The organism is Flavonifractor sp. An10, assembly GCF_002161215.1.
Lineage (GTDB): Bacteria > Bacillota > Clostridia > Oscillospirales > Oscillospiraceae > Flavonifractor > Flavonifractor avistercoris.
Map to the genome: position 1 here is coordinate 19,866 of NZ_NFMB01000011.1, position 14,941 is coordinate 34,806.

Annotated in this window: 14 protein-coding genes; 1 reads left to right on the forward strand and 13 read right to left on the reverse strand. The window is 55.9% G+C overall.

What is annotated here, in order from left to right:
• Window position 1: 1 nt before the first annotated feature.
• From B5E42_RS17270 to B5E42_RS17330, 13 genes are all read right to left on the reverse strand, one after another.
• The gene (locus B5E42_RS17270) at window positions 2–226 is read right to left on the reverse strand and encodes a hypothetical protein (RefSeq protein WP_040647389.1); all 225 of its coding nucleotides are present in this window, start codon (window positions 224–226) and stop codon (window positions 2–4) included.
• Window positions 227–305: 79 nt separating this feature from the next.
• Window positions 306–2,327 (reverse strand): NAD-dependent DNA ligase LigA, encoded by a 2,022-nt coding sequence (gene ligA / locus B5E42_RS17275; protein WP_087241933.1) that lies wholly within the window; start codon window positions 2,325–2,327, stop codon window positions 306–308.
• Window positions 2,327–2,647: a hypothetical protein gene (locus B5E42_RS17280; protein WP_006573946.1), complete on the reverse strand. Its 321-nt coding sequence runs from the start codon at window positions 2,645–2,647 to the stop codon at window positions 2,327–2,329. Before B5E42_RS17280 ends, ligA begins: the two co-directional genes overlap by 1 nt.
• The gene (locus B5E42_RS17285) at window positions 2,640–2,858 is read right to left on the reverse strand and encodes a hypothetical protein (protein ID WP_006573947.1); all 219 of its coding nucleotides are present in this window, start codon (window positions 2,856–2,858) and stop codon (window positions 2,640–2,642) included. Before B5E42_RS17285 ends, B5E42_RS17280 begins: the two co-directional genes overlap by 8 nt.
• Window positions 2,859–2,870: 12 nt before the next feature.
• Window positions 2,871–3,353, reverse strand: coding sequence for a hypothetical protein (locus B5E42_RS17290; RefSeq protein WP_087241935.1), 483 nt, complete (start codon window positions 3,351–3,353; stop codon window positions 2,871–2,873).
• A gap of 64 nt (window positions 3,354–3,417) precedes the next feature.
• A complete protein-coding gene (locus B5E42_RS17295) occupies window positions 3,418–5,610 on the reverse strand; it encodes a PcfJ domain-containing protein (RefSeq protein WP_087241937.1) in 2,193 nt (730 codons plus the stop codon).
• 1 nt (window position 5,611) lies between these two features.
• Window positions 5,612–6,157, reverse strand: coding sequence for a hypothetical protein (locus B5E42_RS17300; protein WP_087231245.1), 546 nt, complete (start codon window positions 6,155–6,157; stop codon window positions 5,612–5,614).
• A gap of 11 nt (window positions 6,158–6,168) precedes the next feature.
• Entirely contained in the window at window positions 6,169–7,143 is a 975-nt protein-coding gene (locus B5E42_RS17305) for a Cas9 inhibitor AcrIIA9 family protein (RefSeq protein WP_242962711.1), read from the reverse strand.
• A 73-nt stretch (window positions 7,144–7,216) separates the two neighbouring features.
• A complete protein-coding gene (locus B5E42_RS17310) occupies window positions 7,217–7,468 on the reverse strand; it encodes a hypothetical protein (RefSeq protein WP_087241941.1) in 252 nt (83 codons plus the stop codon).
• 10 nt (window positions 7,469–7,478) lie between these two features.
• Window positions 7,479–9,257 (reverse strand): YodL domain-containing protein, encoded by a 1,779-nt coding sequence (locus tag B5E42_RS17315; protein WP_087241943.1) that lies wholly within the window; start codon window positions 9,255–9,257, stop codon window positions 7,479–7,481.
• 38 nt (window positions 9,258–9,295) lie between these two features.
• Entirely contained in the window at window positions 9,296–10,384 is a 1,089-nt protein-coding gene (locus B5E42_RS17320; protein WP_087241945.1) for a hypothetical protein, read from the reverse strand.
• A gap of 68 nt (window positions 10,385–10,452) precedes the next feature.
• On the reverse strand, window positions 10,453–12,726 hold the full coding sequence (locus B5E42_RS17325; protein WP_058963805.1) for an ATP-dependent RecD-like DNA helicase: 2,274 nt from the start codon (window positions 12,724–12,726) through the stop codon (window positions 10,453–10,455).
• 17 nt (window positions 12,727–12,743) lie between these two features.
• Window positions 12,744–13,808, reverse strand: a complete 1,065-nt coding sequence (locus B5E42_RS17330) for a lambda-exonuclease family protein (protein WP_087241947.1) — start codon at window positions 13,806–13,808, stop codon at window positions 12,744–12,746.
• 932 nt (window positions 13,809–14,740) lie between these two features.
• Between B5E42_RS17330 and B5E42_RS17335 the strand changes: the two genes are divergently transcribed.
• Entirely contained in the window at window positions 14,741–14,941 is a 201-nt protein-coding gene (locus tag B5E42_RS17335; RefSeq protein ID WP_006573960.1) for a hypothetical protein, read from the forward strand.

The window sequence follows — 14,941 nt, forward strand, 5'->3', positions numbered from 1 at the left end:
TTCACTGCGGCCAATGCCCGCCGGTAGAATAGTTCCATTCAATCGTCCCATCTTCGTAAATTTGCGGTCCATGCGCAGTCAGGCTCCAGCCGTCGGACAGCCTTGTGAAATAGGCTACCGTTTCCCACGGGCAGCTGCCCTCCACGAAGCCGGTGCAGCGGTACTGTTTATTATTGCGGTTGGTATAAACGCGATTGACAACAGGGATGAAATACTTTCTTTCCATATGGTGTTCCTCCATAAAAATATAGGGAGAGGACGCAGACCGCCCTCTCCCCATTGTCAAACTCTGATGAACCGACTGGTTAAGCCACACCGGCCATGCGGAAAAATTCCTCCGGCGTCAGCACCGGGATATCCAGTTCCCGCGCCTTGGACAGCTTGCTGCCGGCTTTCTCGCCGCAGACCAGATAATCGGTCTTGCGGGTCACCGAACTGCCGGCCACTGCCCCCAATGAGGCGATCAGGCTGTTCATCTCGTCGCGGGTGTAAGGCTCGACCTTTCCCGTGACCACAATGGTCTTTCCGGAAAAAGAATTGTCCCTGTTGATGGTCTGGTTGTCGGCCTCCACCGGTTTCTGAATGTTCATCATCATCTGTAATTCCTCCCAAATACAGAAATTTTCTTCCTTGTTAAACCATTCTTGAATGTTGTTGTGCAGCGTCTCTCCAAAGTCCGGGAGCTGTCGGAAGTCATAGCCCCCATAGACGGCATCCCGGAATTCGTCCAGACTGCCGTGAAATTCCCGGCAAAGGACCTTGCTGGCGGTATTGCCGACCATCGGGATGTCCATAGCGATAACATACCGCTCGAATGTCGTGCTGCGGCTCTGCTGGATGGCGTCCCAAAGACGCTGCCAGGACTTTTCACCGAAACCGTCCATCCGGATGATCTCATTCCTATGTTGATCCAGGCGGTAAATGTCCAGATAGCTGTGAATCCAGCCGCGGCCAATCAGCTTTTCCAGCGTTCCTTCCGACAGTCCCTCAATGTTCATGGCCTTTTTGCTCACAAAATGGACGAACTGTTTAAGGCGCCGGGTCTCGCAGGCGGCGTTGTCGCAGAACAGGGTCTTGATGACCCGTTCCTCGCCGTTTTCACCGCGGCCACTGGTTTCATGGATTCTGGTCGGTTCTCCGCAGCAGGGGCACTGGTGCGGGATCACGGCATCCATAGAAAAATTGCCCCGGTCCAGGTTTTCCTCCACATGGGGAATGATCATGTTTCGCTTGCTCACCAGGATACGGCAGCCCGGCACCAATTCCAGATCCTCAATGAAGGACAGGTTGTGCAGGCTGGCTCTGGACACTTCGCATCCGTCGATCTCCACCGGCTCAAAAATGGCAACCGGGGCAATCTCGCCGGTGCGGCCGGGCGTCCATTCAATCGTCTGGAGCTTTGTCTGGAACAAATCATCCTCAAATTTGAAGGCAAGGCCGTCCTTGTAGTGATGGCCCGTGCGCCCGCAGCTTTTGGACAGCGCGATGTCGTTGTAAGTAATAACGATACCGTCAATGGGAATATCAGCGTCCGCCGCATACTCCTTGAGCTGACGGATACCGTCCTCGGTTTCCTTCTGCGTCAAAGGGCGCTTGGTGACCATGTACTTGCAGGGCAGAAAGCCCAGCGGCCGCAGCGCCTTGAGGCGCTCCGACTTGCGAGGCAGTTCCTCCATGCCCTCCAGCACAGTGAACGGCATGAACATCAGTCGCCGTCCCAGGCAGGTCCCGGCGTCAAACAGGCGCACTGAGCCGGCCGCCAGATTGCGGCCGTTCTTGTAGGGTTTCCCATCGCTGTCCACCAGAGTGGTCTTCAGCTGTTCAAAATCGCTGGGGCGGATGAACGCCTCGCCGGTGACCACCAGGCGGTCTTCATATTGGATATTCTCGGGGATGCCGCCAATAGCGCGGGTGTTGTGGGTCACGATTTCGCCCACATCACCGTCGCCCCGGGTAGCTGCCTCCACCAATTTGCCCCCTTCATAGGTCAGCTTGATGGTAAGGCCGTCCAACTTGAGCATGAACATCACCTGATGCTCTCCCATAAAGCGGCACAAATCCTCCGCATTCTTCACTTTATCCAGAGACAGCAGCGGAATCGAGTGATTTGTTTTTTCCAGTTTGCTGACCGCCGGGTATCCTACGGTATTGGTGGGCGAATTTGACATCTGGACGCCCGTTGCACTTTCCAACTCCTGCAGTTCCTCAAACAATCGGTCATAGACCGCATCACTGACGCTTGGGCTGTTGAGATTGTAATACTCATTCCGGTAGCGGTTGAGCCGGTCGTTCAGCTCCCGCTGCTTCATTAACAAATTCTGGTCCATCAGGCCGCCTCCTTTTCTAAAACACGGAACGCCATAATCAGCGTCTCCGCCGTATGTTCGCTACGGGTGTATGACTTGCACACCCCATCTTCAAATTCCCAGGTGCGCGCGGCTCCCCACCAGAGGATGGCGCCGCGCCCCTCGTTTGCCGCATTGAGCTTCGGATCGGGCGGATTGAGCGTTTTGGTATAAAAGCCCTGGGTATTGACCCAAGTGACCTCCCGCAGCTGCCCAATGCACCCCGGCCGGCAGTGGCCGATAACTTCCAGACGCATACCAGGCCGAAGAGCGCGTTTGAGCTGGTTCAGGTTTTTAATCATGCCGCACCATCCTTTCCCTGTCCGGGGCATACCGGCCAAAATTCAATTCCCGGATGATGCTCTGGATCGTCTCATCATCATCCCATTTTGCAGTGAGGACGGCCCGTTCCGGCCCCTCTCCTGTGTGTACGCTTACCTCGCTGCCATAAATCTGCATCAGCACATCGGGGCGCTGGGCGCAGACCACGGCCAGATTTCCAAGCTGTTTCATGGAGTTCTCCTTTCATGCCGTATAAAGCCAGACCACTACCGGCCGGCTCAAGTCGGCAACCACATAATTTTTCCGCACATGAACCGGGCGGAAATTTCCGTCAAACTCACATTCGGTACTCTGTTCAATACGCCCGCCGGTCTGGGCCAGATGTTCCCGGTAGAGGCGCAGGATACGCAGGCGCTCTTTGGGCGTGTCACTCTCCCTACACCGAAGATTGGAGCAATACACATACCGATGCGGCTCGTCTTTGAGAAGAAAGCCATAGGTCATGTACCGCCGGCACTTGTGTTCCCGCTCCCGCTCGATGTGCTTTACATAGGCTACACCCGCCTTGCCGCCTTGGGTCATACAGAGATAGCCCATTTTCCGACGCTGTTCACCCGACAACGAGATCTGCTCCATTTTCTGTCCCGGCAATCCTTTAAAAGCCCGGAAACTCTCAGGCGCATACCTGTAACCGCGTATCTCGTACTCAAATCGTTTTCTCCCCATCTAAGACCTCCATTCTATAAAGTGGGCCGGACGCCCCGAAAGACGCCCGGCCGTTGAACCTGTCTCACGCGGCAGCAGGGAGTGCCTGCGGCTGCATGACTTCCGTATTTTCCATCAAATCGGCCAGCAGCACCTCTGCCAGCAGACGGCCGGCAAGATGCCCGGTGTGAATGATCACACGGTCTTTCTGCATCTGGATGAATTCCTCCTTCCGCAGCTCACGGCTCCGCTCAGCCAGCTTCAGGTCGCGGCCGGTAAGGCGGGCCGCAATGACCTTCTGCCATTTGATCAGGAATTCTGTTGCCTGTTCAATATCTTCATACTGCCGGTCAAACAAAGTGCGCTTCTGACGAACTGTTCCATCTGGTTCAATCTCCAGAGTATAGTAGGGATCGTTAGGTTCCTCCGTCCGGCGCAGGAACATGATGAAGCTTTCCCGGCGTTCCATGCGGTCATAGTACCGCTCGCCGGCGCCATCATTGCCGACACAGTGATGAAGCATGCGCCCCTCCTTGATGATTTCAAAGATGTCTTGGGGCGCAAGCACCGTGTAGTCGTCATCGCTGTAGGCATATTTTTCCTGCAGTTCCACGCAGATGGCATTAACATGGGGATATTTCGCCGCCATTTTCGACGCCTGCTCTTCCAGGCTCCCGGCTTCACTCTGAAGGACCAGTTCATCGTGCCGCTGGCGCAGTTTTCGCACACGGTAGACGATCTCATCGCTGGTGTCATAGTGCAGCCGTTCCGCCATAGCAAGATAGTCCTGCCAGGTGGTCAGCGCCTGCTGGCAGCTGCCATCAAAATACTCTTTTTGCCGCTCCAGATAATTTTTGATCTGCACCAGGCTCATTCGGTCTGCGATAAACACCAGATCCTTGGCGCTGATCTGTTCCTTTTTGCTCCAGCGCAGCATGTCGTCCGTGATACGCTGTCCGGTCCGCTTCTCAAGCTGCAGCCAGGCCAAAGTTTCTGTGTCTCCATCCATCTGCCGCAGGCGGCGGAATTTTGAGGCATCCAGACCCAGAGCGCGGATCAGCCCGGGCTCACTGGGGTTCAGCACCAGCTTCCGCACATTGTCGCAGTTATGGAAACACTCCTTTGTCAGCCGCTGCAGTCCAGCCTTCCAGATCTGCTCCATCTGGGGAAGCCTTTTCCAGACTGCCAAGTATTTTTCAGGATCAGTGATCGGATGGCTTCGTATCCACTCGGCCAAGCCGGTTTGACGAAGTTCTTTTTTCTCCAGGCTGGGCAAAGTCTTTCCATATACCCGGCCGGATTGATCACCATAATAAGCGTAATAGCAGGGGCTTCCCGCGATCCAGCGTGTTTCCCGCTGGCAGTACATCCCCCAGTAATAGGAGCGGATTTCGCCGGTGCGGTCATAAATCGAACGCCGGAACTCATGCCAATAGGGCTCGCTGTGCGGCAGGGTATCCTTTCGGTAGGTCCTGTCCGCCCGGAATTCCCGAACGACAAATCCATCCCTGCACCGCTGGACCAGATAAGCATAATACTTATCTGTTTGAAAATAGCCTGCGCGCCCCAAAGCCTTGAACATTACGGGATGCCGGCAGCGGGTGCAGCGCCCTTTTTTGTTGTGGTAGGGATGCCCGGAAATGGGCACCTCCTTCCCGCAGAAGGTGCAGTAGCCTGTTTTAGCGCCACCGCGCTTGTAATGGTAAAATATAAAATTTTCCCGCACGGCCACCTTGTCGGCCCAGTGCGCCCAATCCTTGGGCAGCTCCGGCACCTGGGCAAGATCCTGGTCCCACGGGTCGGTAATCCGTTTGTGGCGCCGCTCCAGCTGCTCATCCCGCACATTCCGTTGAAAATCGAGAATGCCGAGGGCGCCACCGCGCTCGCCGGAAAAATAGTCTTGAACCAGGGCCGCATCTTCCTCGCTGACCCAGCAGGTAGCGTAGTAGTTCCTGCCATGCCATTCCAAACGGTCTAATTTGGCGTCCCGCCATTTTTTCTCCAAGTGATCGTAGGTCAGAAACTGGCGGTTTTCCTTGTCGAGAAACACCTCATAGACAGGGTTGTTTCCATCCAGCCGCAGATGATCCGGCAGGAAAAAAGCGGCTTTCAGAATGCCATCCTGCACCAGACAATTCATATATGCGAAATAGGTGCGGGTAGTATAGGTATGGCCGTAATAAGTCGTCTCCTTTTTGGGCTCGTCCGCCATCGCTGCTTGTTTCATCTCCGGCGATGCCGTCAGCATCGGCATCGCCAGAAGCATGGATTTCTTCAAATTAACTCACCGTCCTTTTCTCAAGATTCGCTCCATACCAGACATCCGGCAGGAGCGTCTTTCCATCAATGGTAGCCACCACGATCTGCTGGATGCTGCCGGTGGCCGGGTCCTCCTTGGCAAAGGCCAATACATCACCCTTCCGGCAGCCCTTGGCTATGGGGTCGGCGCCGCGGACGACCGCATAACCACCCCGCGCTTCAGCCCTGTCCTTCCGAACATGCTTGTTCCACTTCCGCTTGGGGTGGTCTGCCATAAAGGCGAGGCCGTGGAGAAACAGTTCTTCTTTCGTCAGCCGTTTGAGGACCGTCAGCTCGGTGCAGGAGATCTTGGAATCCACCTCGTCCTCATCGATGTCCCCGCCGGCGTTGACGATGTAATATTCCGAATGGTCTACATCGCCATAATAGCTCAGGCAGTCTAACGGGTCCTCCGCACAATGGAATCCATTTTGGCGGCAGTTGGCCTTTTCCGTCACATTGAGGCCCATCTGAAACTGATAGTCAATGCAGATCATGCCGGGCCGAAAACCTTTATACGCAATCATACGCTGCCTCCTCAGCCGGCCTTTGCCATGCCAAAATCCATCAGGGACATCTGGCCGTCAGCAGCAGGCTTCTTTTCCGGCGCCGGCTTGGGCTCAGGCTTTTTCTTCTCGGCAGGCTTTTTCTCGGCTTTCTTTTTCTTGGAGGATTTCACGGAAGACTTGCCATAGTAGGGGCGGGGGACAAACTTTTCTTCCTGCTCCTGGTCCTCTTTGGCGTCCGGATCGCGGAAATAGTCCTCCGACCACTGATAGCACAGGTCATCCGGAATATCGCAGCCATACCCCTGGCTGCCCTGGCCCGGCTGGATGCCGTTTGCTTTCAATTCGTCCTGGATGTACTCCCATGCCTTGCGGCTGATGTACTGGAAGCAGTGAACCATTGTTTTCTTCGGGTGCATGGTGAGGCGGGCAAAGGCCGGATCTTCCAGGCACTTGGTCTGGATATACTCCGACACGCACTCCTTCATATTGCGCCGGGTCAGCTTTTCCACATCGCCGCTGACCCGCTGCATGGAAGCAGCCACCACCTCATCGTCGCTCATGGCGGCCAAGCGGTCCATCTGCTCCTGCAGGGCCTTCTTCTTTTCCGCCTGTTTCGCCTCCCACTCAGCCTTCCGTTTGGCTTCGGCGGCCTCATGCTCGGCACGTCGCTGTTCCTCGTCAGCGTCCGCATTGGAGGCATCGGCCTTGGCAGGCTCCGCCTGACCCTCATCGGCATTGTCCTCCTCATCGGTTTTTTCTGCGGGAGACTCAGCCTCGTCAGGCTGTTCCAGCTCTTCCGGGGCCTCATCCAAATCTCCGTCGTCCTCAAAAGCAGGCTGCGGCGCCGGCTCTGCGGCAGGCGGTACGGGCTGACGGTCAGCCGGCGGCACCGGCAGCTCGTCAAAGTTCTCCCCGTCCTCAAAAGCGCACTCGCGGGTGAGCGAGGCGGCAGACGGTTTGCGGCCTTCCTGCATATCCAGCGACATTTCCGAAAAATATCCCATAATAAACTCCTTTCCGTTGACAAAAATGGCATGGATCAGGATAAAACCTGTTCCATGCCATCGTTTACCTGTGTCACAGCACATAGAGTAGTGTGCTGAAGCTGTCGAAACAGTAACATACCACATTGGGATACTGCTCCGACCACTTTTTGATCCTGTCCTGCACCTCCTGGGCTTTCCGCTGGGCCGGGCCATTCCACGGCGGCGGGACCGTCACCGTAAAATATCCCTTATCCGTGCGGGGCCGCACATCAGCGTTCAGATGGGCGCATTGCTCCAGAAGCGCCAGAAGTTGCCCTCTCTTCGTCTCATTTACAACAACCATTGAAGCCTCTTTATGTCCCTTCTTTGATGTCCTTTTTGGCAAGCATGGGGGAAAACTTGACCTGCGGAAATTCATGCTCCCCATTGACATAGTAGTAGATCCTTCGTGGAGAATGGTCCAGTTCTACCACATCAGAGAGCGCCATTGGCCGCCCGTGGCAGCCCTCCGGCAGTTCCTCCCGGCAGTCAGCAAACAGGCGCTTCAAAATCTCTGCGTCGCTCTGTTCCACCGGGCAGTAGACTTCGCCAGACCCGGCCATGCGGTACATGGCGGCGGGCGGCTGTTCATAGCCGGCCTTTTGCAGCGCCGCAAGTTCCTTGAAAGCAAATGGGATCGCTTTTTGCTCGTCCAGTTCCAACTGATAGAGCACAAATCTCTGTTTCCGCCGCTGGGGTTCCAGCAGGGTGCCGAGGGCATCCCTGCCTTGCCGCAGGAAAGTTTCATGTTCCTCTCTGGTCAAACCAAGATACTCCGTCAGGCAGGTTTTGTTTTCAGCCAAGTGCTGCCATAGTTCGATGCAGTCCTCAATATGCGCCAGTTCACACAAACCGCGGAGGTACTGCGCCTTAAAACTAAGTCTATCGATCTCCTTTCTCCGTTGATTTTCCCGGCGAAGTGCCAGCTGCCAATCGTCAAATCCCTTATAGTTGGGATTCCAGGTCAGCCTCCGGCAGTTCATGCCATACTTCCGGGCCGTCAGATAAATTTTCGACGCCCCGGCCATCGTCATTTGATTGTTGTACTTGTCCATATCGTGGGCTTCAATGATTTCCTCCGTGCCGTTCTGCGCCAAAAGGGCAAACAACGGGTCCAGCGGGCTGGTGTTGTTGGCCCCGGCAATCGCGGCAAAGGTGCGCCCGGTCAGACAATGGGAAATATCTGCTTTCAGCAGCCCCTCGATCACATAGACCACCCGGGCGGATGGGTCACCGATCAGATGTACCGGGCTGCCGGAGCCTGTCCCGTCTGTCTTTGAGGAAGAGGAAAACCAGATGTACTTGGCCCCCGGTTTCTCCGGCGGGTCATCCTTGTGTTTCAGCGGTACATCCAGCATGATCTGAAATCCCTGAAGCCGGCCGTCAAAGCCTATGGCGGGAATCAGGATGCCGGAGGTCTTCTTATAAAATGCCATTGTCCAGTGGCCGCTGTCGTCCCGGTAAAATCCGGGTACGCCCTGCACCCTGCATCCCTGCCTGATCAGCCGGTCCGTGATAGAGCGGCATAAGAAGGGCGGCGGGGTACTCTTAAAGCCCAGCGCCTCGATTTGTTCATCAGACAGCCCACGCTTTGGTGAACGCAGATGTTCCCGATGTGCCGGCCGCAGCGTAAGCTGGGCCAGCAGGAGGGATAGCGTCTGATGGATCTCGGCCGGGCTGGCTTTGTCCGACTGCGGCACAGTTTTTCGCTCGGAAGAAGAATAACCTGCAGCGGCCGCCCGGGCCCCCGAAGATGGGGACCCGGTGCTGACCGGCTGCTGTTGGGCTTCATTCCCGGAGCGTGCGTGTTCCTCGTGGGTATTGTCACACAGAGCTTCTGCAATTTCCCAATAAGCGTCAGAGGTCGTCGTGTGATTCAATTTTGCATATAGCGCCAGCATTCCGCCATGTTCGTCGCAGTGATTGCACCGCCAGACATTTTTGACGAAATTGACATTCATCCGCCCGCGGCGGTCACCGCAGAACGGGCAGTCCACATAGACGCTGTTTGCCTGCTGGCGCCTGACCCGCAGGTGCAGCAGTTCCACAACTTCCATGATACCGAAGGGAAATTCATCCGGGTACGAGCCCATCTGTCATTCCTCCCTTCATGCCCTCGCCGGGGGCCATATCAGCCGGCCTTTTGAAGCGAATTCAAAACCAGCTGGGCGGCAGCGCGGACCATGTTGTTTTTGCTTTTGCCCGGGATCAAGTAATACCGCAGGTTGACAGGCCGCTTCTCGGCCACCTGGGCAATCGTCATGCCCTTGCAGATGCCATCGTCTACGATGACCTGCTGGGCCTGTTCCAGCGTCATGACCTGCAGAATATCCTCCATAGGCGTGTCCTTCGTGTAAGAGGGGGTATCCACCGCAGTATCCGCCGCCCCGGCAGCGTCATCTTCGGGCTGCATAGGCTCGGCGGCAGGTTCGGATTCCTCCGTGTGCTGGACCGGCAGCTCCGTTACATTGCCGCGGACGGGCAATTCATCCGCCTGCTCATTTTCAGCCGCCGGCTGTTCCGTCTTTGGCGAAGCGTCAACCGGGAGCGTATCGAATTTCTTCGCCGGCTCCACCGGCAGGTGCTGCTTCACCGGTTCCGAAGCAGTGTTTTCCTTCGACGGGGCCGTTGTCGCTGTTGCCGCCTTTTCGCCCTCAAACGCCCTCTGCGGCGTTTCAACGGGGCTGGCAGGGGATTTCCCCTCGGCAGGCTCATCGGCCCTCTGAGGGGCGCTGTGGGGCTCCTGCGGCGGTGCCGTGCATTCCGCCGGCCCGGCAGGCGGTTCTGCGGCCTTTTTGACAGACGCTCCGGCGCTTTTCTCCATCAGATCGGCCTGGGCGCCGGCGCTGATCAGCTGGATGCCAAAACCGGCGTCCGTAAGGGCCTGGCTCAGCGCCTCATTTTGGGCGGCTTTCACGAAGTCGCGGCTGTCCTGGGTAGTCTGCTGGGCCGTGCTCATACTGAACGGCTCCGCGTCACTGCGGTCCAGGAATACCTTGGCCTCAAAAATCGCCATCTGCTCCGTGATCCGCAGCGCCGTCAGACGCATACGGCCGTTGGGATGGGCCATGCGGAACCAGAGTTTCTGGTAAGGCAGGTCCAGCTTCAGGGTGTCCTTGGTGCGGCGGAGGAACTTGAGCGGGTCAAAGCCCGGCACCTTGTTCAGTTCAGCGGCCGCAGGCACAGTTTCGTACATCGTTTTCGCATTGCTGTCGTTCATGTCATATACTCCTTCCTGTGTAATAAATAGGAGACGCGGGGCAATTTTCTGCACCTTGCGCCTCTTTTTTAACCAGCGTATTTCAGTTCTTCTTCCAGAGCCGCCGGGACCGGGATTCCGGCCCGCTTGGCATAGGCCTTATAGTACATGCCGATGCGCTTGCCCAGAAGCGTATTCCTCTTGACGATTTCATTCCGGTGGATCGCCATAAACAGCACCTGCTTTTGGCCGATCAGCACCACGCGCTTTTTGGCCCGGGTGATGCCGGTATAGAGCAGGTTGCGGTAGAGCATGACGGTGTGCGCTTTCAAAAGCGGCATGATGACCGTTTCATACTCAGAGCCCATTGCCTTGTGGATGGTGGTGGCGTAGGCTAGGTCCAGATTGACCATATCCTCTACGCTGTATTCCAGCTCTCGGCCCACACCGAAATCCAGGCCGACGCGCTTGCCATCTTCATCGTCTTTGATATAGCGGATAAATCCCAGGTCGCCGTTGGACACCTTGGCGGTGTTTTTGGTCTGCATGATCCGGTCGTTGACCCGGAACACTTTGACGCCGATCTTGATTTCTTCCTCGGCAGAGCGGAACGGGTTGACCACCTCGCGGATGGCCTCGTTGAGTTGTTCCGCCGACGCAGCGCCTTCCGAACGGAAGGGAGACAAAATCTGCACCCGGTCGATGCCGCTTTCCGCGATTTCCCGGCAGTAACGGGCGATGATCCGCTCCGCAGCCTCCGCCTGGTTATCGCTTGCCATAAATACAAAGTCCGGCCCAAAGTACAGCTTGGTGTTGCCCTCGTTGATAAACTTGGCGTTATAAGCGATCAGGCTGTCCTTGGACTGACGGAAGATCTGGTCCAGCACCGTGACGGGAATCAAGCCACAGTCGATCAGTTCGCGGAACACAGTCCCGGCGCCCACACTGGGGAGCTGGTCGGGGTCGCCCACGAGAACGACACGGGCCCCATCCTTGATGCGGGAGAAAAATTTGTCTGCCAACCACATATCCACCATAGAAAACTCGTCCACAATGATCAGGTCCGCCGACAACGGCTCCTGCTGTCTGCTGCGGTTGGCGTCATCTTCTTCACTGCCGAGGCCCAGGCCGCTGTGGAGCGTCCGCGCCTTGTCAAAGCCAGTGCTTTCCGCCATACGACGGCTGGCACGGCCGGTCGGCGCCATCAGAACGATTTCACCTTTCGGGTGCAGGCGGCGATAAACTTCCAAAATGGTCTTGAGCACCGTTGTCTTGCCGGTGCCGGGAGAACCAGTGATAATGGACAGGCTGTGGCGGTAAGCCGCGTAGACCGCTGCCTCCTGTTTGGAAGACAGCACCAGCCCCATTTCACGCTTGACCTGCTCCAGCGCCTGCTCAATGCGCTCCGGCGCAGACGGCTCTATCAGCCGCATGGCAATACGCCGGGCCGTTTCATCTTCCTGTGCGAATGTGCGGGGCAGGTAGATGTTATCTTTGACGGATACCACCTCGCCATGAAGGATCATGTCCTGAAGCACATCCGCGACCTCCTGTTCATGAAGCCGGAGAGACGGGACGGGGATCTTTGTGTTGAGAAGCCGAAGAGCCTCCTTCCGCAAAGTTTCACCAGGCAGGAACAAATGTCCTTTGCCGCCCTTGCTGTCCTCCAGCGCCCAGAACAGCGCGCCTTTGACCCGCATGGGGTCATGCAGGTCGCCGCCGTTTTTCTGAACGATGGCATCTACCCGGAGAAATCCAAAACCGGACACCTGGCACAGTTCAAAGGGACTCCTTTTCAAGATGTCCACGCTGGCGGGCCCGAAGTGCTGGTAGATCTTCAGGGCCGTTTTCGGCGTGATCTTGAATGGGGAGAGCAGCGTCATCAGGTCTTGGAGCATCCGGCTCTCCGCATACGAGGTTTTGATATCCTCCAGCTTGCTTTCCGTAATGCCCTTGACCTCCAGCAGCCGCTCGGGATGGTTTTGCAGAATATCCAGCGTTTCCACGCCAAACCGGGAGACGATCTGCGCGGCAGTCGCCGGCCCAATACCTTTGATGAGGCCGGAGGCCAGATAGCCTTCCACGCCGTCCTTGGTCTTGGGAACGATCTCGCGCCACTGTTCCACCTGAAGCTGCACACCATATTTGCCCTTTGTCCATTCGCCGTCCAGTTCCAGCTCTACCGCGTCCGTGCGGGGCAGTTCATAGCCCGTCGCAACAAAGCGGATCAGATGATCTCTGTACCGGCGGGTGGAACGGGCCTCCTGGGGCACCTCCTTATCAGCGGTCTTTACGCTGATGATGCAGAACTTGTTCACCGGGTTGTGGTAGATCGTCCCGTCATAAGTTCCTCTATGGATCACTTCTTTTTTCCCTCCTTTTATGCCGCCTCGGCGTCACTCTTGACCGTGAAGCGGCGGTGCACGGAAACAGTCACATACTGCTCATAGATGTCCGGATGTTCCAGCTTCAGCCTGTTCAGATTATCCTTGTCAATACCGGGGGTCCGCACCGGATTGTAGGTGACGGTATAGTTCACCCCATCCTGCTGGCAGATGGCTTTGCAGCTTTTCCCCATTTTGGCAATGATGGCAGCCTTCAGCCGCTTCATATCTTCCTCGATTTCCTTTTTGCCTGCTTCTGCGCCTTTTTTCTGCTCTTGGAGCTGGAGAAAACGCATCAGCTTGGCCGTCAGGGGCAGGTCGAGTGATACAGCGGGGGCCTCCTTGTCAGCGGGGCCAGTGTACCGGCGCACGCTCTCGATCACGAGGTCGCCATCTTCGGTGTAAGGCGGCGGCGTTCTGGTAAGCACATGATTTTCCCAGAAATTCTGCTCCAGGAAAATCATCTCATCCTCATAGGCCAGATCTCTCTGCATATCACGGATAATGCTTTCCTGCTCGTTGTTGCCATACAGGCAGCAGAAAAAACAGCGGTCCACATCCATAACGGCCATGTAATGCCGTCCCTGGGACTCATAGTAGGCCGGAATGGTTTCCTCACCATCCAGCCACCAGTTGTCTTTGGCGTTGTAGTTTGTGGTCTTGATCTCCAGAATAGCGGTGGTGCCGTCCGGCAGTTCTACAAAGTAGTCCACATCCGCCAGCATCCAGGGATACTTCGGGTGCTGGAACATCTTTTTGATCTGATAGACCTTGTAGCCGGTCCTGTGCTGGAAGATCTTCGCCACCAGCGGTTCCAACAGGTGTCCCATCTCCAGGGCCACCCAGTTGTCCTCATGGTCCTCGACCACGGCAATGTTCAGCTTGTCATAAAACAGATCCCGGGCCGTCCGCCACGGTGAAATGCCCAGCAGAGCTGCAACATCGCTGCCGCCAATGCCTTTCCGGCGGTAAGCAAGCCATTCTTCTTCGGACAAGCCTGCCGTATCCACCAGCACCAGGGGCTGATGCCGCTCTTTGACAGCCACACTGCCTGCCGGCATACTCAACACCCCCTCCGTGTCCTGCGGGGAATGACGGGCGCCCGAATCACCGGGCAATGCTTCTGTGCGGACTGGTTCAGCTTCTGGTACTGCCGCCAGCTCTCCATCGGTTTTCTCTTACTCGTCAGAGACTCCTGACTCCGCTTTTTTACATTCATGTTCATACCTGCCTTTCTGTGATTTTGGTATATCCTCAAAGCCGTTCCCGGCATTTGGGCAGAAAAAAGCGAGGGTGACAGTGGGCGTAACGCCTGATGTCCATAGTTGCCTATGAACCAAAGTCATCCTCGCTGACGGGAGCAAAAGTCCCGGAAAACAAAAAAGCCAGTAATATACCGGCCCAGAGGGGCGCAGTAATACTACTGGCACAAGTACAATCTTGACTGCGTGTGCAATGCAGATTTTTCAATCCGCGGTACAGAAACTAGGTCTGTATCCCACAAGGGGAAAACGCACAAAAATCAATTACAGAAACAGTGTAACACAATATCTTGCGTTAGTCAAGGAATATCATCTATATATAGTATCTTTCTGTTGCTGAAAATGGCATTGCTCAAAAAAACTCATCAAAAGGCACAGGATTTGCAGAAATTTGGCCGCCATCTCCTATATATAGGGCGTACAGACATGGCATGGGACTCCGTAGCCGGTCTGCACGCTCTTTTTGTACCTTGACAAGCCCCATAACCTTTTCCATTGGAGTTATACAGGGATCGCGGACAGTGTGCGATGACCACATGGAGCCCGCCCACGATTGAAATACCGCACAGCGGGCCCTGGCAATACGCGGCGGAAAGCCCCGGCGCAGGAAATGGCCTTTGGAAGAGACCCTACACTTCCCGATGAATTTGAATGACTTCATTGTTTTTGTTGAAAACCTTCCACTACAAATCGTAGGGGATATATGTAATTGCAAATAAAGGAGGGCAATTATGGAAAAAAGAAAACCCAATGACCTTTCACCGGATCAGTGCTTGGCGGTCGATACGGAATCGCTTTGCAAACTGCTCGACTGCGGGCGGCATACGGCCGTTCAGATCGGCGACCTGGCCCACGCCCGCATCACCATGAATTCTCGTGTCCTTTGGAGCGTTCAGCGAGTGAAGGAATATTTGTACGAGATCTCATGCTAA